This is a genomic window from Amycolatopsis echigonensis, from assembly GCF_002846615.1.
Classification (GTDB): Bacteria; Actinomycetota; Actinomycetes; order Mycobacteriales; family Pseudonocardiaceae; genus Amycolatopsis; species Amycolatopsis echigonensis.
This window is the reverse complement of record NZ_PJMY01000003.1, coordinates 2285103-2305545: the sequence shown is the minus strand read 5'-3', so window position 1 is coordinate 2305545 and position 20443 is coordinate 2285103. Positions and strand designations below refer to the sequence as shown.

The 20443-nt window shown below is 69.4% G+C and carries 23 protein-coding genes and 1 pseudogene; 14 read left to right on the top strand and 10 right to left on the bottom strand.

Annotated elements, in window-relative coordinates:
• Both ATK30_RS15565 and ATK30_RS15560 read right to left on the bottom strand, forming a co-directional pair.
• Entirely contained in the window at window positions 1-1467 is a 1467-nt protein-coding gene (locus ATK30_RS15565; protein WP_143271381.1) for a hypothetical protein, read from the bottom strand.
• A gap of 316 nt (window positions 1468-1783) precedes the next feature.
• Window positions 1784-2950 carry a pyridoxal phosphate-dependent aminotransferase gene (locus tag ATK30_RS15560; protein ID WP_101436207.1) on the bottom strand — a complete coding sequence of 389 codons (1167 nt, stop codon included), beginning with the start codon at window positions 2948-2950 and terminating at the stop codon, window positions 1784-1786.
• A gap of 29 nt (window positions 2951-2979) precedes the next feature.
• Between ATK30_RS15560 and ATK30_RS15555 the strand changes: the two genes are divergently transcribed.
• Window positions 2980-4278: a DUF445 domain-containing protein gene (locus ATK30_RS15555; protein WP_101436206.1), complete on the top strand. Its 1299-nt coding sequence runs from the start codon at window positions 2980-2982 to the stop codon at window positions 4276-4278.
• Between the two features lie 364 nt (window positions 4279-4642).
• Here the strand turns inward: ATK30_RS15555 and ATK30_RS15550 are convergent, their stop codons facing one another.
• Window positions 4643-5110 carry a CGNR zinc finger domain-containing protein gene (locus ATK30_RS15550; RefSeq protein WP_101436205.1) on the bottom strand — a complete coding sequence of 156 codons (468 nt, stop codon included), beginning with the start codon at window positions 5108-5110 and terminating at the stop codon, window positions 4643-4645.
• A gap of 94 nt (window positions 5111-5204) precedes the next feature.
• Here ATK30_RS15550 and ATK30_RS15545 point away from each other — a divergent pair, with 94 nt between their 5' ends.
• From ATK30_RS15545 to ATK30_RS47705, 3 genes and pseudogenes are all read left to right on the top strand, one after another.
• Window positions 5205-5573, top strand: coding sequence for a VOC family protein (locus tag ATK30_RS15545; protein WP_101436204.1), 369 nt, complete (start codon window positions 5205-5207; stop codon window positions 5571-5573).
• A gap of 33 nt (window positions 5574-5606) precedes the next feature.
• Window positions 5607-5969 (top strand): zf-TFIIB domain-containing protein, encoded by a 363-nt coding sequence (locus tag ATK30_RS15540; protein ID WP_101436203.1) that lies wholly within the window; start codon window positions 5607-5609, stop codon window positions 5967-5969.
• A 1-nt stretch (window position 5970) separates the two neighbouring features.
• Window positions 5971-6585: pseudogene (locus ATK30_RS47705) on the top strand (AAA family ATPase); the annotation flags it as partial.
• Window positions 6586-6760: 175 nt separating this feature from the next.
• Here the strand turns inward: ATK30_RS47705 and tgmC are convergent.
• Window positions 6761-7900, bottom strand: a complete 1140-nt coding sequence (gene tgmC, locus ATK30_RS15530) for an ATP-grasp peptide maturase system methyltransferase (RefSeq protein ID WP_101436202.1) — start codon at window positions 7898-7900, stop codon at window positions 6761-6763.
• Between the two features lie 140 nt (window positions 7901-8040).
• Between tgmC and ATK30_RS15525 the strand changes: the two genes are divergently transcribed.
• The 5 genes from ATK30_RS15525 to ATK30_RS15505 all read left to right on the top strand — a co-directional run bounded on the left by ATK30_RS15525 (window position 8041) and on the right by ATK30_RS15505 (window position 12050).
• Window positions 8041-8463 carry a helix-turn-helix domain-containing protein gene (locus ATK30_RS15525; protein ID WP_101436201.1) on the top strand — a complete coding sequence of 141 codons (423 nt, stop codon included), beginning with the start codon at window positions 8041-8043 and terminating at the stop codon, window positions 8461-8463.
• Window positions 8460-9149, top strand: coding sequence for a hypothetical protein (locus ATK30_RS15520; RefSeq protein WP_101436200.1), 690 nt, complete (start codon window positions 8460-8462; stop codon window positions 9147-9149). Before ATK30_RS15525 ends, ATK30_RS15520 begins: the two co-directional genes overlap by 4 nt.
• A gap of 490 nt (window positions 9150-9639) precedes the next feature.
• The gene (locus ATK30_RS15515) at window positions 9640-9933 is read left to right on the top strand and encodes a DUF2516 family protein (RefSeq protein WP_101436199.1); all 294 of its coding nucleotides are present in this window, start codon (window positions 9640-9642) and stop codon (window positions 9931-9933) included.
• Between the two features lie 31 nt (window positions 9934-9964).
• Window positions 9965-10510: a YbaK/EbsC family protein gene (locus tag ATK30_RS15510; RefSeq protein WP_101436198.1), complete on the top strand. Its 546-nt coding sequence runs from the start codon at window positions 9965-9967 to the stop codon at window positions 10508-10510.
• Between the two features lie 142 nt (window positions 10511-10652).
• Window positions 10653-12050: an aromatic amino acid lyase gene (locus tag ATK30_RS15505; RefSeq protein ID WP_101440856.1), complete on the top strand. Its 1398-nt coding sequence runs from the start codon at window positions 10653-10655 to the stop codon at window positions 12048-12050.
• Here ATK30_RS15505 and ATK30_RS15500 read toward each other — a convergent pair.
• Window positions 12004-12717, bottom strand: a complete 714-nt coding sequence (locus ATK30_RS15500; RefSeq protein WP_101440855.1) for an ABC transporter permease — start codon at window positions 12715-12717, stop codon at window positions 12004-12006. The genes ATK30_RS15505 and ATK30_RS15500 overlap by 47 nt on opposite strands.
• Window positions 12714-13406 carry an ABC transporter permease gene (locus ATK30_RS15495; protein ID WP_101436197.1) on the bottom strand — a complete coding sequence of 231 codons (693 nt, stop codon included), beginning with the start codon at window positions 13404-13406 and terminating at the stop codon, window positions 12714-12716. The genes ATK30_RS15500 and ATK30_RS15495 overlap by 4 nt, the downstream gene beginning before the upstream one ends.
• A gap of 140 nt (window positions 13407-13546) precedes the next feature.
• On the opposite strand from ATK30_RS15495, the gene ATK30_RS15490 reads away from it, so the two are divergent.
• The 3 genes from ATK30_RS15490 to ATK30_RS15480 all read left to right on the top strand — a co-directional run bounded on the left by ATK30_RS15490 (window position 13547) and on the right by ATK30_RS15480 (window position 16136).
• Window positions 13547-14464 carry an ABC transporter substrate-binding protein gene (locus tag ATK30_RS15490; protein WP_208637349.1) on the top strand — a complete coding sequence of 306 codons (918 nt, stop codon included), beginning with the start codon at window positions 13547-13549 and terminating at the stop codon, window positions 14462-14464.
• Window positions 14465-14562: 98 nt separating this feature from the next.
• Window positions 14563-14997: an SRPBCC family protein gene (locus ATK30_RS15485; RefSeq protein WP_101436196.1), complete on the top strand. Its 435-nt coding sequence runs from the start codon at window positions 14563-14565 to the stop codon at window positions 14995-14997.
• A gap of 113 nt (window positions 14998-15110) precedes the next feature.
• Window positions 15111-16136, top strand: coding sequence for an NADP-dependent oxidoreductase (locus ATK30_RS15480; RefSeq protein WP_101436195.1), 1026 nt, complete (start codon window positions 15111-15113; stop codon window positions 16134-16136).
• On the opposite strand, the gene ATK30_RS15475 is transcribed toward ATK30_RS15480, so the two are convergent.
• Genes ATK30_RS15475 through ATK30_RS15465 form a run of 3 tightly spaced genes read right to left on the bottom strand, consistent with a single transcriptional unit; the run spans window position 16126 to window position 17633 of the window.
• Window positions 16126-16785, bottom strand: coding sequence for a haloacid dehalogenase type II (locus ATK30_RS15475; RefSeq protein ID WP_101436194.1), 660 nt, complete (start codon window positions 16783-16785; stop codon window positions 16126-16128). The genes ATK30_RS15480 and ATK30_RS15475 overlap by 11 nt on opposite strands.
• A gap of 54 nt (window positions 16786-16839) precedes the next feature.
• The gene (locus ATK30_RS15470) at window positions 16840-17244 is read right to left on the bottom strand and encodes an SRPBCC domain-containing protein (protein ID WP_101436193.1); all 405 of its coding nucleotides are present in this window, start codon (window positions 17242-17244) and stop codon (window positions 16840-16842) included.
• Window positions 17241-17633, bottom strand: a complete 393-nt coding sequence (locus ATK30_RS15465) for a RidA family protein (RefSeq protein WP_101436192.1) — start codon at window positions 17631-17633, stop codon at window positions 17241-17243. The genes ATK30_RS15470 and ATK30_RS15465 overlap by 4 nt, the downstream gene beginning before the upstream one ends.
• Before the next feature lie 62 nt (window positions 17634-17695).
• Between ATK30_RS15465 and ATK30_RS15460 the strand changes: the two genes are divergently transcribed.
• On the top strand, window positions 17696-18640 hold the full coding sequence (locus ATK30_RS15460; protein WP_101436191.1) for a helix-turn-helix transcriptional regulator: 945 nt from the start codon (window positions 17696-17698) through the stop codon (window positions 18638-18640).
• On the opposite strand, the gene ATK30_RS15455 is transcribed toward ATK30_RS15460, so the two are convergent.
• Window positions 18621-19250, bottom strand: a complete 630-nt coding sequence (locus tag ATK30_RS15455) for a TetR family transcriptional regulator (protein WP_167441920.1) — start codon at window positions 19248-19250, stop codon at window positions 18621-18623. The two genes, ATK30_RS15460 and ATK30_RS15455, sit on opposite strands and share 20 nt — an antisense overlap.
• A gap of 109 nt (window positions 19251-19359) precedes the next feature.
• On the opposite strand from ATK30_RS15455, the gene ATK30_RS15450 reads away from it, so the two are divergent.
• A complete protein-coding gene (locus ATK30_RS15450; RefSeq protein WP_101436190.1) occupies window positions 19360-20406 on the top strand; it encodes an NAD(P)-dependent alcohol dehydrogenase in 1047 nt (348 codons plus the stop codon).
• The last annotated feature ends 37 nt before the right edge of the window (window positions 20407-20443 follow it).

The window sequence follows — 20443 nt, the reverse complement described above, 5'->3', positions numbered from 1 at the left end:
TCAGTCCGGGGAGGTGGTCGGCAGGGCGGCGTCCCTGCCCGCGCCGTCGACCTCGTGGTCGCGGCTCACGCCGATGAGCTTGAGCTGAGTGACGGTGTTGCCGTCGCCGGCCAGCGCGAACAGCTGGCGCAGGCCGCCGGAACCGTCGTGTCCCGGTGAGACAGTCGACGCGGGCGCGGCGGGCGCGGCCGGAGCCGCGGGAAGGCCTTCGCCGCCACCGCTGCTGCCGCCTCCGGCCTGGCTGCGTTCCTGGACCGGCGGCGCGGGCAGGGTCTCCACCGGCATGGCGGCGGGCTGCTCGGTGAGGACGCGCTCGGGCGCAGTGTGCACGACGGGCGTCTGCTTGGCGACGGGCACGGCAACCGGAGCTTCGGATTCTTTCGCCAGCTTGGCCGCTGGGACCGAGGCGCTGACCGACCCGCTGGCCGAAGGCGCGGGTTCGACTATGTTGGCCGGCGGCTCGACGACCCGGATCGGCGCGGTGTCGATCACGGTGTCGACCGAGGTGACGGTGGTGTGCACGGTCGTGTTGACGGTGTCGGTGACGGTTCCGAGGATTCCGCCGAGCAGCCCTGGCTGAGTGGTGGCGGGGCCGCCGAGCAGCCCGCCCAGCAGGCCTGGGCTGGATTCGCGGTCGGAGCCGCCGAGAAGGCCGCCGAGCAGCCCGGGCGCGGGGCTCGTGCTGCTGAGGTCTTGTCCGGGTTTGCTGCTGGTGGTGCTGCTGAGCAGGCCGCCGAGAAGACCTTGCTGGGGACTGCTGGCGACGGTCTGCCCCGGTTCGCTGGCGACGCCTTGCCCGGGTTCGCTGGTGGCGCCGGGCCGGGTGGCGACGACACTGGCCGGCGCGTGGTGCTTGGTGGCGCCCGGGCTCTGTGGCTTGGCGGGCTTGGCGATCGTGGCCGCGGGCGGGGACGCGTGCTGGTCCGGGCTTTGCTGACGGTCCGCGTCGCTTCCGGCCACTGTGGTCGGACGGAAGCTCACGTCCGGCCGGAAGTCGTTGGCCGAGACCTGGAACCGGTGGACGTGGGCGCGTTTCGCGCCGGTCGCCGCCCCGGGCATGGCCCAGGTGAGCGTGCCGGACGTGGCCGTTCCGGCGTGCCGGTGCTCCGATTCGGTGTCGTGCGCCGAAACGGCGGGATGGTCGACGTGGTCGTCCGTCGCCGCGTTCGCCTGCGACAACGCCGCGCCGAGCAGCCATCCGGCCAGGGTGAGCCCGCCGGCGACGGCGATCCGGGCGGCAGGCCGGGCGATCGGAGCCGCCCAAGCGCGTGGCCGCCGCCGCACGCCCGCGCGCGCGAAAGAGGAGCTTCGCTCGGCGCGGTTCGAAGCGCGGTCGGCCATTCCGAGAAGCGCGGAACCCGTAGTCCCGAGTGGACTGGCGCCGGACGTCGCGGAGGCGGCGAGGCCGCGCGGAGTCGCCATGCCGGTCACGCCACCACCACCGTCCGCGCCTGAAGCTCGTGCCACCGCACGAGACTGATCTTGCTGGGGCTGTCTTCCGGCCAGGTCGCAGGTCCCCCGGGGCTGCCCTCTTTCTAGCACCGGACGCGAGTGTTTCATCTCTCCCGCGCTCGATCCACCCCGTAAGGCGGAACGTCCGCACCGGCTCTAGTGTCCGATCCGCCCTAGTCGATCACCCTGCGTCGCCTCAACCGGGCCCGATGCGGCCATCCGGGCGGCCCGCCAACAGGGTGAATGCGGGCGTTGACCCGATGTTTCGGCCGTCGGGACACTCTCGGTATCTCTGTTCCCGCAGCGACAACGAGAGCCCCGACGGCAGTCGTCAGACGAGTTTCCGCAGGCGTTCGACTGCTTCGTCGATCACCTCGTTGCGCTTGCAGAACGCGAACCTCAGCAGATGTTTCCACTCGTCCGGGTGATCCGTGAACACCTTGACGGGTACCGCGGCGACTCCGGCGCGTTCCGGCAGCGTCCAAGCGAGCTCGGCGGCGTCGGCGAAACCGAGCGGACGCACGTCAGCAGTCACGAAGTACGTCCCCGCGCTCGGCCGGACCGCGAATCCCGCATCGGCAAGACCAGCGGAAAGCCGATCGCGTTTCTCCTGCAAGCTCACGCGCAGGTTTTCGACCCACTCAAGCTCGTTGTCGAGCGCGTACGCCACGGCTGGCTGCAACGGTCCGCCGGAGACGAAGGTGATGAACTGCTTCGCCGCCTTCACCGCGGCGACCAGGTGCGGGGTCGAGCAGACCCAGCCGATCTTCCAGCCGGTGCAGTTGAAGGTCTTGCCCGCGCTCGAAATCGCGACGGTCCGCTCGCGCATGCCGGGGAACGACGCGAGCGGAAGGTGCTCGGCGCCGTCGAAGACAAGGTGCTCGTAGACCTCGTCGGTGACCGCGATGAGGTCGTGCTCGACGCATAGCCGCGCGACTTCCGCCAGCTGCGCGCGCGAAAACACGGTGCCGGTGGGGTTGTGCGGCGAATTCAGCAGTACTGCGCGGGTTTTCGGCGTGATCGCCTCGCGGAGGGCGTCGAGGTCGAGTTCGAGCTGTCCGCTGTCGGTTTCGACCAGCCCGATCACGCGCCGCTGCGCGCCTGCCATCGCGACCGCGGCGGCGTACGAGTCGTAGTACGGCTCGACCACGATCACCTCGTCGCCGGCCTCGGTCAGCGCGATCAGCGACGCCGCGATGGCCTCGGTCGCGCCCGCGGTGACCAGAATCTCGGTGTCCGGGTCGTAGCTGGCGCCGTAGCGCTGGCGGTGCCGGCTGATCGCGGCGCGCAGCTCCGGACGTCCCGGCCCGGGCGGGTACTGGTTGTCGCCGCCGAACAGCGAGTTCTTCGCCGTTTCGAGCATTCCGGCGGGCCCGTCGGTGTCCGGAAAGCCTTGGCCGAGGTTGACCGCGTCGTGCCGGACGGCGAGCGCGGTCATCTCCGCGAAGACCGTCGAGGTGAACGGGCGAAGGCGGGGGACGAGAGCTGGTTCACGCACGAGGACGCATCCTCACGGACAATGGCGGCGTGGAGCAACTCACCCCAGCCAAGGTCACGCCCGCGGACCCGCCCGGCGGCACCGCCGGCGAAGAGGCGAAACGGCGCGGCCTGCGCAAGATGAAGCTGGTCGCGCTGTCCTTCCTGCTCGGCGCGACGATCGTGTTCCTGCTGACGAGCTGGGCGGAGTCGGCGGGCTGGCCGGGCTGGGTCGGCTACGTGCGCGCCGCGGCCGAGGCGGGCATGGTCGGCGCGCTCGCTGACTGGTTCGCGGTGACCGCGCTGTTCCGGCATCCGCTCGGCCTGCGGATCCCGCACACCGCGATCATCCCGAACAAGAAGGACCAGCTCGGCAACAGCCTCGGCGAGTTCGTCGGCTCGAACTTCCTGTCCCCGGACGTCATCCGCGACAAGCTCCGCCGCGTCGAGGTCGCCAGCAGGCTCGGCGGCTGGCTCGCCCAGCGCGACAACGCGGAACGCGTGACGTCGGAACTGGCGACAGTCGTGCGCGGGGCGGTGACAGTGCTCCGCGACGAGGACGTGCAGGCGATCATGGAGCAGGCCGTCGTCAAGCGCGTGATCGACAAACCGTGGGGGCCGCCGCTCGGCAAGATCCTTGCGGGCGTCTTCGAGGACGGCGCGCACCACAAGCTGGTGGACCTGATGTGCGACCGCGCCTACGAGTGGGTCCGCGACAACCACCAGACGATGCTGCGGGTGGTCTCGGACCGCGCGCCGAGCTGGTCGCCGAAGTTCGTCGACGAAATGCTGGCGGACAAGGTGTACGGCGAGGTCCTGACCTTCGCCTGGGCGGTGAAAACGGACGTCAACCACCCGATGCGCCTCGCGCTGGACAAGTTCCTCGGCGAGTTCGCGCACGACCTGCAGACCGACCCGAAGACGATGGAGCGGGCCGAACAGGTCAAGGCCCAGATCGTGAACCACGGTGAAGTGCAGAAACTCATCGGCAACGCGTGGGCGACTGCCAAGGAGATGCTGCTGAACGCCGCGGAGGACCCGTCGAGCGAACTGCGCCAGCGCGTCCGCGGCGGCCTGGAATCGCTGGGCAAACGCCTGGTGGACGACCCGTCGATGACCTCGAAGGTGGACGGCTGGGTCGAGAGCGCGGCGGTCTACCTGGTGACCCACTACTCCCGCGAGATCACGACGATCATCACGGACACGGTCGAGCGGTGGGACGCCGAGGAGACGTCCCGGAAGATCGAACTGCAGGTCGGGAGGGATCTGCAGTTCATCCGGATCAACGGGACCGTGGTGGGTGCGCTGGCCGGGCTGGTGATCTACACGGTGGCGCAGTTGCTGTTCTGAGGTCTTTGGTTCCGCGGTTCGAGGTTCCGGCCGAGCCGGAGTTCGTTGTGGTTGAGCGGAATTCTTCCCGGAGGCGCTCGCCGCGGCCCCAGCGGAGCGCAGCCTGAACGCGGGTGCCTTCCTCGGCGGCTGCTGGACCGGTCGCGGGGCTCGCCTGCGTGCGCCGGGTGGTCGGCCGGTTGCGCGCCGTCCTATACCACAGCCGTGGCCCGCTCAAAACCAGTTGTCCACAGGAAGCTGAGTTATCCCCGGGGTTATCCACAGGTTTTCACGGTGATGGCCTAATCGCTGTCCACAACTTGTAGGGATCCGGGGCATCTGCACATGCACATGTGGTGTGTGTGGACAAGTTGTCCACAGGGGGCTAGTTGTGCACAGCCGCCGTGCGGGCCCGCCAGGAGCGGGCTTTTTCGCGGTTTCCGCAGACGCGCATCGAGCACCAGGTGCGGGAGCGGTTGCGGGATTCGTCGAAGAAGGCCCACCGGCAGTCGTCGGCAGGGCAGATCTTCAGGCGGACCCAGTCGCCCCGGATGGCCAGACGGGTGGCGGCGGCGAGGGTCGCGGTGACGGCGTCCGGGGTGAGCAGCGTCGGGCCGGTTTCGGTGAGGGTGAAGCGGAGCGGGACGTCCAGCGTGGTCGCGGGAAGCCGCGGATCGCCGACCGCGGCGCGCAGGCTGTCCCGTACGGCGCGGGCTTCGGCGGGATCGTTCGGTGTCACGTCGCGGTCCGCGGCCCACTGCCGCCAGAGCTCCGGATCGTCCAGCAGGTCGTCGCCCCGTTCGATGTCGACGGTGTTGAGAAAGGCGACCACCAGGGAAGCGTCGGTGTGCACCTGCCCAGTGTACGGGCGATATCGGTTGCGACCTGGCTCCCTAACCGACATACTCACTTTACTGGTTACGCGACGAGGAGAGGATGGGCACAAGATGAGTGCGGTTCCGACTTTCGGCGGCGTTGCGTTCGACTGTCCGGACCCGGGGGCGCTCGCCGGCTTCTACCGCTCCCTGCTCGAGTGGGACGAACCCAAGATCGCTCCGGACAACCACTGGGCCACGCTCGTCGACCCGCGCGGCGGCGTCCGGCTGGAATTCCAGCGGGTAGCCGATTACCGAGCGCCCGAATGGCCCTCGCCGGACAAACCGCAGCAGGCGCATCTCGACCTCGACGTCCCCGATCTCGAGGCCGCTCACCAGCGCATTCTCGGACTGGGCGCGAAGCTGCTCGACGATTCCCCGGAGACTTTTCGCGTCTACGCCGATCCGGTCGGCCACCCGTTCTGCCTCTGCGCCTGCTGACGCGGTGCGGCGAATCCGTGTAGGGTCGGATGCGTGATTTGTCCGAAGTGTCAGAACGTGATGCGCACGCTCGACAAGAACGGCGTCCACATCGAGCAGTGCGACGGCTGCCGCGGGATCTTCCTCGACCGCGGCGAGCTGGAGCAGATCGCCGGTGCGGAGAGCGCTTTCTATCGGCAGCAGCCACCGCCGTACGGCCGTCCCGATTCGCCGCGCCCTTATCAAGGCGGGTACTCGGATTCGCCCCGGCCGTATCGAGGGCATTCGGACTCGCCGCGCCCGTTCCGAGGCGGGCACGCGGACTCGCCGCGCCCGTACCGCGGTGGCTACGGGGATTCGCCGCGCGCGTACGGCGGACGTCGGAGGCGCAGCTTCCTCGAGAACCTCTTCGACTGAGTTGTCCACAGTTCCGGTAGCGCTCGACCTGCGTATCTGTCCAGCCTGCGGCGACCGCGCGAGTTGTCCACAGGCCGACGGGGACATCCTGCGGTGCGCGGAATGCGGACATCGGTGGCCGTTCCGGCGGCTGCCGTTGTTCGCGTTGACGGGGCCGAGTGCGGGCGGCAAATCGACAGTCGGGCCGAAGCTGGCACACCGGTTGGCGGGCGAGGCCGTCGTGCTGGAGCAGGACGTGCTGTGGGCCGGTGCGCTCCGCGACGACGTTCCGGGGAATCCGGCTTTTCGCGGGGCCTGGCTGCGGCTGGCGGCGATGCTGCACCAGAACGGACGGCCGGTCGTGCTGTGCGGGACAGTCGCGCCGCAGGAGCTGGAACCGTTGCCAGAGCGGGTTTTCTTCTCGGAGGTGCACTATCTGGCTCTGGTCGCGGACAACGACACTCTCCGGCGGCGGTTGCGCGCCCGGCCGGCGTGGCGGGAGTGGGACGAACCGCGCATCGCGGAGATGCTCGAGTTCAACCTGTGGATACGGGGGCAGGTCGAGTCCGTCGACACGACGAAGGCTCGGCTCGACGACGTCGTGACCGCGGTGGAGAAGTGGGTCCGGGCCAGAATTGGGCCGGACCCTAGGAAGCGGCCTGGGTTCAGCCCGGCACGCTTCCTCCGTGCGGGGACGTTCGTCGTAACTCCGCTGGCATTCGCGGATTCGTTTTCGACAGCGCCGGTCCGGACTTCTTCATCGCCGACGTCGGCCTGTCCCTGGTCGACGCGCCGGACGGGTTCGAGGCGGATCAGCCGCACGGCCAGCGGTTTTCGGATTGCGGATCATCCAGCCAGAAGGTTTGTTCCTCGCCGTTCACGGTCAGGCCGAAACGCGACCTGCCAGGGCGTCCCAGTGCTTCCCAGCGGCAGTGCGCGTCCTCGGCGAGATCCCACAATGCGCGCGGACCTCCTTGCGCTACCTCGAAACCCGAGTCGGTGCGGCGGGTTCGGGCCCATGAACCGTCCGGATGGGACACTGCGAAGCCACCGTTCGGGTCGACGTGCACCGGGCGTACTTCGGGCAGCTCCAGTGACACGAAGAACTCGAAATGTCGTTGCGGCTTAAGGACGTCTGACATGGACACCTTGGTGGGCCGCCATTGCGCGTCGTCGGCGGGCGGCACCTCCGCGAGCGGGGGCAGGCGATGCGCGCGCAACGGCATGAAGCGGCCGTCGCGGGCTAGGACCCGGCCTTCGGCGGTCGCGCCTTCGCCCGCGGTGAGGCGGACGAGTCCGCCGCCGAGCGGGCGGTTGAGGGTCGTGACGATGTGCCCGCCAGGGAGTGTTTGGGCAAGCCAAGCAACGGGAATCCGCGATACCGACGCGGTGCACAGGACCCGGTCGAACAGTATTCCGGCCGGGAAGCCGAGTGCGCCGTCGCCGGTGGCGCACGCGGGGGCGTAGCCGCAGGAGTTGAGGCGTTCCCGCGCGGCGGCCGCGATGTCCGGATCTATATCCACAGTGGACACTTGGCCGGAACCGCAGCGGTGGCACAGCAAAGCGGCGTTGTAGCCGGTTCCGGTGCCGATCTCCAGCACGCGATCGCCGTCGCGGACCAGGAGTTCTTCCAGCATGATCGCCATGATCGCGGGCATGCTGGACGAACTGGTCGGCACGCCGGGGACCGGCCCGTGCGTGCGGGCGTAGTCCCAGCGCGCGGGGTCGTCGTCGAGCTGGGTGACCAGGACGTCGCGCGAGTAGACGCGGTCCAGCCAGTCCGGATCGCCGCGTTCGACCGCTGCCCAGCGGTTGCCGGCGGGCACGAAAAACCGCGGCAGGAACGCGTGCCGCGGGACGGCGGCGAAGGCTTCGGTCCAGGCCTCGTCGTGCAGCACGTCCTCCTCGACGAGCTGCCGGACCAGGCGTCGACGCAACCGTTGTGCCCGCATAAGCCCAGGGTAACGGGGTGAGCGGAAGCACACCCGATGGTTGCAAGCAGAGTGCTTGCAATAGCTAGCACTCGAGCGTACTGTCGAGTAGGTCGCGAGGAGGTGACCGGATGACAGAACCCGGCGGAGCACAGCGCCCCATGGACAAGGTCGCGGACATCGCCTCCGACATCGGCGAGTACATCCGCCAGCAGCGCAGCTCCGCGAAGATTTCGCTGCGCCAGCTGTCGAAACTCGCCGGAGTGTCCAATCCGTACCTGAGCCAGATCGAGCGCGGGGTCCGCAAACCCAGCGCGGAGATCCTCCAGCAGATCGCCAAGGGGCTGCGGATCTCGGCCGAAGCGTTGTACGTGCAGGCCGGGATTCTCGACCTGCCGACCGGCGGCCCGGTCGGCGACGCGATCCGCTCCGACGCCGAGCTGACCGAACGGCAGAAGCAGGTCCTGCTCGACGTCTACGAGTCCTTCCGGCGCGAAAACGCCGCCGCGAACACCGCACCGAAGACCACCCAGCCGAAGACCACCCACGAGACCGCTCAAGAGACCACTGAGGAGTCGGCATGACCACGCCCAAGACCGAGGACGTCCGCAAGGCCGTCAACACCGCGCTCGACCAGGTCCGCACCCCGCTGCTCGCCGCGCTCGGCGCCGGCAATCTGGCCAGCCAGGCCGTGACCGACGCGGTCGCCAAGGCTCGCGCCAACGTCACCAAGAACACCGAAGCCGCTCGCAAGGGCCTCGAGGAGCTGCCGACCGACGTCGAGAGCCTCCGCGAGAAGCTCGACCCGGCCGAACTGCGCAAGGCCATCGACGAGTACACCGAGGCCGCGCTGAAGCTGTACAACAAGCTGGCCGAGTCCGGCGAGCAGGCGTGGGACAAGATCGCCGCTCAGCCGCAGGTCAAGAAGGCCCTCGAGCAGCTGGAGGACGCGCTGACCGCCGCGCAGGAGCGCGTCGACGGCCTGACCGAGGAGACCCGCGAGCGCGTTGACGGCGTGCTGTCGAAGGTCACCAAGCGCACCCGCTCGGCCGGCGAGAAGGCCGCCCGCAAGGTGACCGAGGTGGCCGGCGACACCGCGGACGCGGTCGAGGAAATCGGCGAGAACGTCGCGCACGAGACCCGGTCGGTGGCCCGCAAGGCCGCGAACCGCACCGCGCCGAAGACGGCCACCCCGGCCCGTCGCACGACCACCAGCACCGCCACCACGGCGAACGCCAAGAAGCCGGCCGCGCCGAAGACGGAGAAGTGACGGCGGGCTAGGCGCCGGTACCGCACTGACGGCGGTTCGAGTGCTTCGGCGCTGGAACCGTTGGGGCGGCTCGGTTAGCGCCGGAGTCGCCGAGGGCGAGAAGTGAAGATCGAGGGGTCGTACGGCGGCCGGGTCGAGGTTTGACCCGGCCGCCGTGTGCTGCGTTGGGGATGTTTCGGCGGGGGCGTGCCTGAGGTGGCAAAGCACGGGGACCGATGTTGGGTCGGACCTGGCGCGGCGAGCGACGTTAGGTCGAGCCCAGGATCGCGGGTGGATGGTGGGTTCGACCTAAGTCGAGCGCGGGGCCGGGCCTGGCGGACCCCCACTGGAGTCGATGCGGCCCGGCCGGAGTGACCGTTGTCACCTCAGCGTCCGTCGCCGCAGCGCACCATGGCCGAACGTGGCGAACCCGGGTCTGACCAGCGGTCATGTCGCGCTGCCGGGCTTCGGGGCAGCGGGCGGCGTGGGCGGTTTGCCGTAAGCTGACGTCGTGCTGGTTGCCGAATGGATCCTCGAGGTCATCCACTGGGGCAGCGCCTTGGTCGGGCTCTTCGCCTTCGTTCACGCGCTGCTGCAGCGAGCTGACGCGTACTCGGCGGCCGATCGCAAAACCAAGCCGATCTGGATGCTCATCACCGGCGGGGCCACGCTCGCACTGGTGCTTTTCCAGATCGAGGGACCCGGATTCATCTTCTGGGTGCCCGCGATGGCGGCGGCGCTCGTCTACATCGTCGACGTGCGGCCGAAGCTCATCGAGGTGCAGCGAGGCCACCGCAACTGGTGAGCGTCGTGCCGGGCGGATTACATTCGGGCCGGTGACCACCTGGACTATCGCCGGGAGCCTGACCGTCGTTCCCGCACCGACCCGCACTGACCTGCTCGCCGAACCCGTCGCCAAGGCGCTCGCCTCGATGCCCGCGCCGGACGAGCTCGGCGTCACCGAGATCGATCCGGAGCTCGCCGACACCGCCGCGTTCTGCGAGGCGTACGGGTCGCCGTTGACCGCGTCCGCGAACTGCGTCGTGGTCGCTGGCAAGCGCGCTGGGGAAGTCCGGTTCGCCGCGGCGCTCGTGCTCGCGACGACCCGCGCCGACGTCAACGGAGTCATCAAGCGCCGCCTCGACGTGCGCAAGGCGTCCTTCGCGCCGATGGACGAGGCTGTTTCCCTCACCGGCATGGAGTACGGCGGCATCACGCCCGTCGGACTGCCCGCGGACTGGCCGATCCTCATCGACCAAGCCGTCGCGGACGCGCCGGAGCTCGTGATCGGCAGCGGGATCCGCGGCAGCAAGCTCCTGATCTCCGGTGCGGCGCTCGCGGGGCTGCCGAACGCCGAGGTCATCGACGGGCTCGCGCGCTGAACTGTCCATAGTGGACGAATCAGCGACGGCGCGGGAAACGGCCGAGACGCGGCGGGCCGGGACGGCGGCGCGGGAGGGCGATGGAGCGCCGATCGGGAGCGGTCGGGCCGTTGCCGAAGCAGCCCAACCGCTTCTCTCCGCGCTGGACGAAGACTCAGCGCGGATCGAGATCAGCCCAGCCGTTCTCGAAGCGCTCAAGCACCACCGCGAGGCGATGCTGGCCGCGCTGGACAAGGGCAGCCCGGTCTACGGCGTCAACACCGGAATGGGGCGGCTCGCCGGAACGCGGCTGACCGCCGGGCAGCAGGCCGACCATCAGCGCAATCTGCTGGTCGGCCGGGCGGTCGGCGGGAGGCCGTGGTTGTCGCCGGAGCTGACCCGGGCGTTGCTGCGCATGCGGCTGCGCGGGTTTCTCCGCGGCGACGCGGCGGTCAGCCCCGAGCTGGTCGCCTTCCTCGCGGACCGGCTCAATGACGGTTTCCTCCCCGCCGTCCCGCGCGACAGTCTCGGCAGCGCGGGCGAGATCATCCCGCTCGCGCACGCGTTCCAGACGTTCGTCGGGCTCGGCACGGTCATCGAGGACGGTGCCGAAGTCCCGGCGGCGGCAGCGCTGGAACGGCGCGGGGCAAGGCCGTTCGTGCTGGGGCCGAAGGAAGGGGCGAGCCTGATTCAGGGGTCGCCGCTGGCCGAGGCGTACGCGTGGGTCTGCGGCAAGAGATTGCGTCGGCTGATCGAGTGGCAAACGGTCTGCGCGGCGATCGTCGTGGACGTTCTTGGTGCGCCACAAGCGATTTACCGCGGCACCCGCATCGAGAAACTTGTCGATGGGGCCGCCACGAAAAAGGAAGTGGTGCAGGCGCCGATCTCGGTGCGAGTCGGACCGAAGGTGCTCGAATACGTCAGCCGGACTGTCGAGGAACTGTGGGAAACCCTGCGGGAGTCCTGGGAAACTCCGGGCGATTCGCCGGGTTTCGTCAACGGTGAGTTCGCCCCGACGACCGGCTATCACGCAGTCGCGCTCGGGCTTCGGATGGACGCCGTCAAGGCAGCGCTCGTCCACGCGGCGGAGGTCTCGGTACAGCGCCTTCATCGCCTCCTCGACCCGCAGTTCAGCGGTCTGCCGCAGCAGCTCGCGGTGGATCCTGGACCGCAGGCCGGGCTGACGCCATTGCACAAACGCGCGGCTGGCGAGCTGCACGCGATGCGCCGCCTGGCCGCGCCGGCGACGCTCGGATCGCTCGACACTTCCGCTGGTCAGGAGGATGTGCAAGCGTTTGCCAGCAAGGCCGGAGCCGAACTCGAGACCGTCATCGAACGCTTCTTCGCCATCACCGCGTGCGAGTTGATCGCCGGGCGGCAGGCGCGGTATCTCCTCGCCACCCCAGGAGCGCCGAAGCTGGCCGACACCTACGCCTGGCTCGCGGACCAGGTCGAACCAGTGGTGGTCGACCGGTCGCTGGGGCCGGAGATCGACCGGTTGGCCGAGGTTTGTCTCACGAGTCCCGGCGGGCCTGCTGGAGGGCGAGACCGCGAGGCGTAGCCAGCTTGGTCAGCAGCGCGAACAGCCCCTCGCACACCAACGCCAGGATCACCACCGCCAGGCCGCCGCCGAAGATCTCGCCGTGGCCCTGCTCGCCGAGGGCGAACCCGTCGACGATGTAGCGGCCGAGGCCGCCGCCGTCGTTGACGATCGCGCCGATCGCGACCGTCGCGATCAGCTGCAGGAACGCCACCCGCGCGGCGGCCACGATCACCGGTGACGACAGCGGCAGTTCCACGCGCAACATGATCTGCCATTCGCGATACCCGGTGCCGCGCGCCGCGTCGACGACCTCCTGTTCCACCTGCACCACGCCGGCGTAGGTGTTGGTGAACAGCGGCGGCAGCGCCAGCGCGACGAGCGCGAGCAGCAGCGGCCAGAAGTCCGTGTTCGCGCCCCACCGGCTGGCCAGGAACCAGAACAGGATGATCAGCCCGAAGCTCGGGATCGCGCGGCCGATGTTGACCGCGCTGCTCGCGAGGAACTGTCCGCGCCGGTAGTGCCCGAGACACACCGCGAGCGGGACCGTCAGGACGATCGAGATCGCGAGCGCCAGCGCGGAAAACCACAGATGCTGGACGGTCCGGAACGGAATCCCGGCCGGATCGGTCCAGCTCCACCGGTTCGGATCGGCCAGCCATTGGCTCAGCTGCGCGAAAAAGCTCATCGGACGGCCCTCCGCGCCCACGGGGCCAGCGCGCGTTCGCTCAGCCACAGCAGCAGATCGACGAGCACGGCCAGCGCGATCGACAGCACCACGCCGACGATGATCGGGCTCGGGTTCGGGATCGTCGTCTGGATGCCGGCGCGGATGAAGTAGCCGAGCCCGCCCTTGCCGAGCAGCGAGGTGACCGTGACCAGGCCGATCGTCGTCACCGCGGCCACCCGCAGCCCGGCGATCACCACCGGCAGCGCGAGCGGAAGCTCCACCTGCCACAACAGCCGCCTGGGCGTGAAGCCCATCCCGATCGCCGCTTCGCGCACCTCGGTCGGCACCTGCTGCACGCCGGTCACGATGTTGCGGATCAGGATCAGCAGCGTGTACGTGGCCAGCGGGATCACCGAGGTGGCGAAGGAGAACCCGAGCAGCGGGACGAGCAGCGCGAACGCGCCCAGGCTCGGGATCACGTAGAGCGCGCCCGCGGCGCCGACCACGAACGGGTAGAACCAGCGGTAGCGCAGGCACAGCGTGGCCAGCGCGAGCGACAGCACGAGGCCGATGCCGAGCGCGGTCGCGGTGAGGGCGATGTGCTCGCCGAGCCGCTGCAGAATCGCGTCGGCGTTGCGTTCGACCCACCGCCATTCGAAGAGGGGTCGGCTGCTGTCGGCCAGCAGCGGGGTCGCGGACGCGTGCACGGCGCGACCTTACCCCGGTCGAGCGACAATATTCCGGCCCTTGAGATTCCGTGGCGAGGATTCCTATCCAGTGGTTTCTGTCGGGGGTCGCGGTTAGGGTCCATTCCCTCTGACGAGTGGACTGAGGAGTGTGGGGACACGTGCGCTGGACCCGGAACATCCGAGTGGCCGCGCTGCTGGCGACGGCCGCGCTCGGCTTGACCGCGTGCGGTGGGGGAAGCGACCAGCCGGCCGCGCCGAGCAAGGGCGGCGCTCCGATCGTCGTCGCCTCGTTCAACTTCACCGACAGCCAGATCCTGGCCGAGATCTACGCGGGCGCGCTGGAGGCCAAGGGCTATCCGGTCACCCGGAAGCTGAACCTCGGCTCGCGCGAGCTGGTTTACCCGTCGCTCAAATCCGGCGAACTGCAGTTCCTGCCGGAGTACCAGGGCGCGGCGATCACGACCGGCTTCGGCAAGGAGGCCACGAAGGACGCGAAGGCCGAGCACGAACAGCTGGAGAAGCTTTTCGCGCCGGAGGGCGTCGGGCTGCTGAACTATGCGGCCGCCGAGGACAAGAACACCTACATCGTGAAGGCCGACCTCGCGAAGTCGAAGGGCCTCGCGTCGATCAGCGACCTGAAGAAGCTCGACAAGGTCGTCATGGCCGGTCCGCCGGAGTGCGAGAAGCGGCTCCCGTGCTTCAAGGGCTTCAAGGACGTCTACAAGCTGACGAACGCCACCTTCCAGACCGTGCAGGAGGCCGGGCCGCGCGTGCAGCAGCTCAACTCCGGCGCGGTCACGGTGATCCCGGTCGACTCGGTCAGCCCGCTGGTCGGCGACCCGCAGTACGTCGCGCTCAAGGACGACCTGACCATCGTGCCCACCGAGAACGTGGTGCCCGCGGTGAACAAGAAGGTGCTCGACGCCCGCGGCGCGGACTTCGCGAACGTCGTCAACGCGGTCAGCGCGAAGCTCACCACGGACGGCATGCGCGAGCTCAACAAGCGGGTCGACGCGGACGGCGAGCCCGCGGCCGACGTGGCCAAGGACTGGCTGAAGCAGCAGGGCCTGTCCTGACGTTCCCGGGAGTGGTGGGTGCGTACCGCCACTCCCGGGGTTTCCGCGCATATGCGAAGGTGGCTGCGGCGGAAACCGAGAAGAGCAGGGGAAACGACATGGGCAAGGTCACGGCCACCGCGGAACGCACGATCGACGCGCCGGTGGAACGCGTGCGTGAGCTGGTCGCGGACTACGCCGAGACCCGGCCGAAGCTGCTCACCGAGCACTACCGCGACTACCAGGTCAGCGAGGGCGGCGTCGGCGCCGGCACGAAGGCCAGCTGGAAGCTGCAGGCCACGTCCAAGCGCGTGCGCGACGTCGCGGCCACGGTGACCGAGCCGTCGCCGGGCAAGTTCGTCGAGACCGACGCGAACTCCAGCATGGTCACCACCTGGACCGTGACGCCTTCCGGCGAGCGTTCCCTCGTCCGCATCGAGACCAGCTGGGACGGCGCGGGCGGCATCGGCGGCTTCTTCGAGAAGACCTTCGCGCCGGGCGGGCTGAAGAAGATCTACGACGGCGTGCTCGGCAAGCTCGCGGAGATCGTGTAGCGCTTGCCACAGCTCCGGGGACAATCGGAATGCGCGCCCCGGTTGCTCCGTTGGCCGGAGAGACGGGGCGTGCGCCCCGCTTCAATCCAGCTTGAACGAAACGGAGTTCGACGGTGAACGCACCCACAGCGCCCGACACGGCGACCGAGATCCGGCTCGCGTCCCGCCCGCACGGCGTGCCGACCATGGACAATTTCGACATCGTCGAGACCGCGGTGCCGAAGCCGGGGCCGGGGGAGATCCTGGTGCGCAACGTGGTGATGAGCGTCGACCCGGCGATGCGCGGCCGGATGAACGACGTGAAGTCCTACTCGCCGCCGTTCGTGGTGGGCGAGGCGATGCAGGGCGGCGCGGTCGGCGAGGTCATCGAGTCCACTGTGGACGACTTCGCGGTCGGCGACCACGTGCTGCACCAGGCGGGCTGGCGCACGCACGCGGTGCTCGACGCCAAGCGAGCGGTCAAGGTGGACGATTCCGTCGCGCCGCTCTCGACCTACCTCGGCGTGCTCGGCATGCCGGGCCTCACCGCGTACGCCGGACTGCTGGTGAGCGCGGAATTCAAGCCGGGCGACACGGTGTTCGTCTCCGGTGCGGCCGGTGCCGTCGGCTCGCTCGTCGGCCAGCTGGCGCGGCTCAAGGGCGCCAAGCGCGTGATCGGCAGCGCGGGTTCGGCGGAGAAGGTCCGCCACCTCATTGAGGACCTCGGCTTCGACGCCGCCTTCAACTACAAGGACGGACCGGTCGCCGAGCAGCTCGCCGCGGCCGCTCCCGAGGGCATCGACGTCTACTTCGACAACGTCGGCGGCGAGCACCTCGAAGCCGCGATCGCGTCGATGAACCTGCACGGCCGGATCGCCATCTGCGGCATGATCTCGCAGTACAACGCCACCGAGCCGACGCCCGCTCCGCGCAACCTGGTGCAGCTCATCGCGAAGCGGATCACCATGCGCGGCCTGCTCGTGCTGGACCACTGGCACCTGATGCAGGAGTTCGTCGCCGAGGTCGCGCCGCTCGTCGCGTCCGGGGAGATCAAGTACTCGGAGACCTTTGTGGACGGCATCCGCAACGCGCCGGAGGCCTTCCTCGGCCTGCTCAGCGGGGCGAACACCGGAAAGATGCTGGTGCGCCTCAGCTCCTGAGGATCGCGTCGGCCAGTTCGGGCAGCGTCGCCGCGGTGTAGGTCGCGGCGGGCAGGCCGGGCAGCGGATGGACTCCGGGACGCGCGAGCAGCGCGGTCCGGAGTCCGGCTGCTTGCGCACCGGCGATGTCCCAGCCGTGCGCGGCGACCATCACCGCCTGGCCGGGTTCGACGTCGAAGGCACGCAGCACCTGGAGGTACGGCTCCGGCGCGGGCTTGAGCTTGCTGACCTGCTGCGCGGAGAAGATCCGGTCGAACTTCGTTGCCAGGCCGGCGTTCTGCAGCTGCGCTTCGGCGGTCGCGAGCGGTGAGTTCGTGAGTGCGACGACCTGGTGCCCGGCCTGCCGCAAGCGGTCCAAGCCGGGCACGACGTCGGCGTGTGCGGGAAGGGAACGCAGGCCGTCGCCCACCTTCACCATCTCGACGTCGGTCAGTTCATGGCCGTGCCGGGCGCAAACGGCGGCCGCGGCCTCCCCGGCGATCTGCGCGAAATCGCGGTACTGGCCGGCCGCGGTCACCGTGAGCACGGTGTGGATCGAGAGCGTGAACCATTCCTCGCGGGCTTGCGGGTCTCCGGTGAGCTTGGTGAACAGCGGATCGAGCACAGTCAGGTCGAGCAGCGTCTCGTTGACGTCGAACACGCAGAGCATCGCGCCTCCTGCCGGTGAACCGCTTGCGTACCAGGGTCCTCCGTCAGTCGCGGACTAGGCAAGCGCGGTGATCAATTCGGCGAGCACTCCCTGCCAATGGCGGCGCTGCCGCTCCCGTTCGGCGGCGTCGGCCAGCCGTTCCTGGTGGATGCGCAGCATCGCTTTGCCCGGGCCGCTGGCGCGCACGGCCAGCTGCAGCGTCGTGTCGTGCGACCAGCCGGGCGGCTGCCAGGTGAGCCGGATCCGGTCCATTTCGCGGAAACTGCGCGTTTCGCCGCGGATTCCGTCGGCGGTCTTGTATCCCACGCCCGGTTCGGGGTGGACGGTCACGCCCTCGCCGAGCCAGATCGCCACGCCTTCCGCGGAGGTGAGGAAGTCCCAGACCTCCTCGGCGGAGCGGCCGACCGTCTTCGAGACGCCGATCTGCCAGCCCGCGTCCTTGGTCTGCCCGACGCTCACCGGGCCACCGCCGCGATCGCGCTGACCTCGACGAGCGCGCCCGGCATCGCCAGCCCGGCCACGCGCTGGACGGTCACCGGCGGCGTCGCGCCCGCCAGAGCCGCGGCGGCGGCCGGATAAGCCTGGGCGAGATCGACGTCCTCGACCAGCAGGATGGTCAGCATCACCACATCCTGAACCGTCGCGCCCCCGGCGGCCAGCGCGGTTTTCAGGTTGGCCATCACCCGCTCGACCTGCGCGGCGACGTCGGTGCCGCCGACGAGCTCGCCGGTGGCGTCGACCGCGTTCTGGCCGCCCACGTAGATCGTCGTCGCGCCCGGCGGAACCACGGCGAGCTGGGCGAAGGCGGGGGACCGCACGAGTCCTTCGGGACGGAGCAGCTGAGTCATGAACCGAGTATGGCCAGATACCCGGTCGAATACTGTCCTAGTTTCGCGCGAGAATCGAAACCATGACCACCACGAGCCGTCGCCTGGAGACGCTGGCGTTGCTGCAGGCGCGCCCCGGCATCTCCGCGTCCGACCTCGCGGCCCGGCTCGGCGTCACTGAGCGCACGACTCGGCGCGACATCGCTCAGCTGCGCGAACTCGGCTACCGCATCGACGGTGCGCCGGGCCGGATCGGCGGCTATCGGCTCGCGCACGGCGCCGCGATGCCGCCGCTCCTGCTGGACGCGGACGAGGTCGCCGCGGTTTCGCTCGGACTGCGGACGGCGGTGGCGGTCGACGGACTGGAGACCGCGACGGTGACCGCGCTGGCCAAGCTGACTCAGGTGGTGCCGCCGCGCTGGCAGGCCAGGCTCGCCGCGCTCGCGGACGTGGAAGCGTTGCCGGGCAAGCCTTTCCGGCAAGCCGCACGCGACACTTTGGTGCCGCTCGCGTTGGCCTGCCGGGCGCGGGAAGCCGTCCGGATCCGGCATCGCGCCTTGGACGCCCCGGCGGCGAAACCGGTCGAGGTGCAGCCTTATCGGCTCCTCACTGTCCGACGGCAGTGGTACCTCGTCGCCTGCCCTCGTGGAACGACGGAGTGGAAAGCCTTTGCCGTGGATCGGATCGAGGCGGTCCAGCCGCTCGGCATCCAGCTGCCCGCGCCGGAACCACCGTCCACTGTGGCCGATCTGGTCACGGACGCGGGGTGGCGGTATCGCGTCCGGGTTCAGGTCCACACGTCCGCTGAGCTGGTCCGCGAGCTTGTCGACCCGAGCGTGGCCACCGTGGTCGAGGACGGCGACGAGTGCGAACTTCGGTTCGGCACCGACGATCTCGACTGGGCCGCGCGGTGGTTGGCTTATCTGGACGTGGATTTCGACGTCGTCGAACCGTCCGCGCTCACCGATCGGTTGCACGCCTTCGGTTCTTGGCTGGCCGCCCGTTACGTCACCACTCCGCCGGGCTGAGCGCCGGGCCCCCCGCGCGATAAGCCTCGATCACGATCCGCGCCGCTCGCCGAGACTTGGCGACGACCTGCTCCGGCGGGTAGCCGAGCCACTGGGAGACGCCGTTGAGGTAGAAATCGCCGTAACCGTAGGCCTGGGTGTGGAGCTGCTCCATCAGTTCCAGGGCGATCGCCGGATCCGGCGCGATCGCGAGGCAGCGCAGCAGTGACGCGTCGATCAGCTCGCGGCGGGTCTCGTGCAGTTCGGCGTAGTGCACGTCGGCCAGTTCGGCGGCGAAGAAGACGTGCAGGCCGATCCGGGTGTCGATCAGGAACTTGGTGTGCGCGGCGGTGACGGCGGCCAGCGCGGCATCGTCGTCCGTTTCGCCGGCGGCCGCTTCCTCGGCGAGTTCGTGCAGCTGGCGCGCCGCGACCGTGACGGCCGCGGCCAGCAATGCCGAGCGGTCGGGAAAATGCCGGTACGGCGCGGCGGAGGAGACCTTCGCCCGTCGCGCGGCTTCGGCGACCGAGAAGCGGCTGATCCCGTTTTCCGCGATCAAGTCGAGCGAGACGCGCACGAGTTCGGCGCGCAGATTGCGGTGGTGGTACTGCGCCGCCATGTCGTAGGTCACACCCGATCGTGATCGCGCCCCGGAATAAGCCGAGGCCTACGGTAGTCGATGTAAGAGGGTTCTTACATCGACTTTGTCCCGGAACGGCCGGGACACCCAGGAGGGCTTCATGACCACGACTACCTCCGCCATCGCCGCCGCGGCGCCGGGCGGACCGCTGGCCCCGACGACGATCGAGCGCCGTGACCTGCGGCCGGACGACGTGCTGATCGACATCGCCTACGCCGGCATCTGCCACAGCGACCTGCACCAGGTCAACCAGGACTGGGGCACCGCGATCTTCCCGATGGTGCCCGGCCACGAGATCGCCGGCGTGGTCGCCGCGGTCGGCTCGGACGTCACGAAGTACCAGGTCGGCGACCGGGTCGGGGTCGGCTGCATGGTCGATTCCTGCGGCGAGTGCGAGTACTGCCGCGCCGGGTCCGAGCAGTTCTGCGTCAAGGGCAACGTGCAGACCTACAACGGCGTCGGCTTCGACGGGGAGAACACCTACGGCGGATACAGCCGCCAGATCGTCGTGAAGGACGCGTTCGTCTGCCGGATCCCGGAGGGCATCGAGCTGGACGTCGCCGCGCCGCTGCTGTGCGCGGGCATCACCACGTACTCCCCGCTGCGCCGCTGGGGCGCGGGTCCGGGCAAGAAGGTCGCCGTCGTCGGGCTCGGCGGGCTCGGGCACATGGCGGTCAAGCTGGCCGTCGCGATGGGCGCGGAGGTCACCGTGCTCAGCCAGAGCCTGAAGAAGCAGGAAGACGGTCTCCGGCTCGGCGCGAAGGACTACTACGCGACCAGCGACGAGTCGACCTTCGAGACGCTCGCCGGCCGGTTCGACATCATCCTCAACACCGTGTCGGCGAAGCTGCCGGTCGACGCCTACCTCAGCCTGCTGCGCGTCGGCGGCGCGATGGTGAACGTCGGCGCGCCGGGCGAACCGTTGGAGTACAACGTGTTCTCCCTGCTGGGCGGCAACCGCGTGCTGGCCGGTTCGATGATCGGCGGCATCGCGGAAACGCAGGAGATGCTGGACTTCTGCGCCGAACACGGCGTCGGCGCGGAGATCGAGAAGATCAGCGCGGACCAGGTGAACGAGGCGTACGCGCGGGTCCAGAACAGCGACGTGCGGTACCGCTTCGTGATCGACACCGCGACGATCGGCTGACGCTCGCGCCCCCATGCCGCATAGAGGTCCGTGAAGG

Excerpts from the sequence above, each read along its gene's own strand:
- ATK30_RS15460 (WP_101436191.1), top strand. The coding sequence starts at position 17,696 with ATGACCACCACGAGCCGTCGCCTGGAGACGCTGGCGTTGCTGCAGGCG.
- ATK30_RS15545 (WP_101436204.1), top strand. The coding sequence starts at position 5,205 with ATGAGTGCGGTTCCGACTTTCGGCGGCGTTGCGTTCGACTGTCCGGAC.
- ATK30_RS15500 (WP_101440855.1), bottom strand. The coding sequence starts at position 12,717 with ATGAGCTTTTTCGCGCAGCTGAGCCAATGGCTGGCCGATCCGAACCGG.
- ATK30_RS15525 (WP_101436201.1), top strand. The coding sequence starts at position 8,041 with ATGGACAAGGTCGCGGACATCGCCTCCGACATCGGCGAGTACATCCGC.
- tgmC (WP_101436202.1), bottom strand. The coding sequence starts at position 7,900 with ATGCGGGCACAACGGTTGCGTCGACGCCTGGTCCGGCAGCTCGTCGAG.
- ATK30_RS15520 (WP_101436200.1), top strand. The coding sequence starts at position 8,460 with ATGACCACGCCCAAGACCGAGGACGTCCGCAAGGCCGTCAACACCGCG.
- ATK30_RS15475 (WP_101436194.1), bottom strand. The coding sequence starts at position 16,785 with ATGCTCTGCGTGTTCGACGTCAACGAGACGCTGCTCGACCTGACTGTG.
- ATK30_RS15485 (WP_101436196.1), top strand. The coding sequence starts at position 14,563 with ATGGGCAAGGTCACGGCCACCGCGGAACGCACGATCGACGCGCCGGTG.
- ATK30_RS15450 (WP_101436190.1), top strand. The coding sequence starts at position 19,360 with ATGACCACGACTACCTCCGCCATCGCCGCCGCGGCGCCGGGCGGACCG.
- ATK30_RS15465 (WP_101436192.1), bottom strand. The coding sequence starts at position 17,633 with ATGACTCAGCTGCTCCGTCCCGAAGGACTCGTGCGGTCCCCCGCCTTC.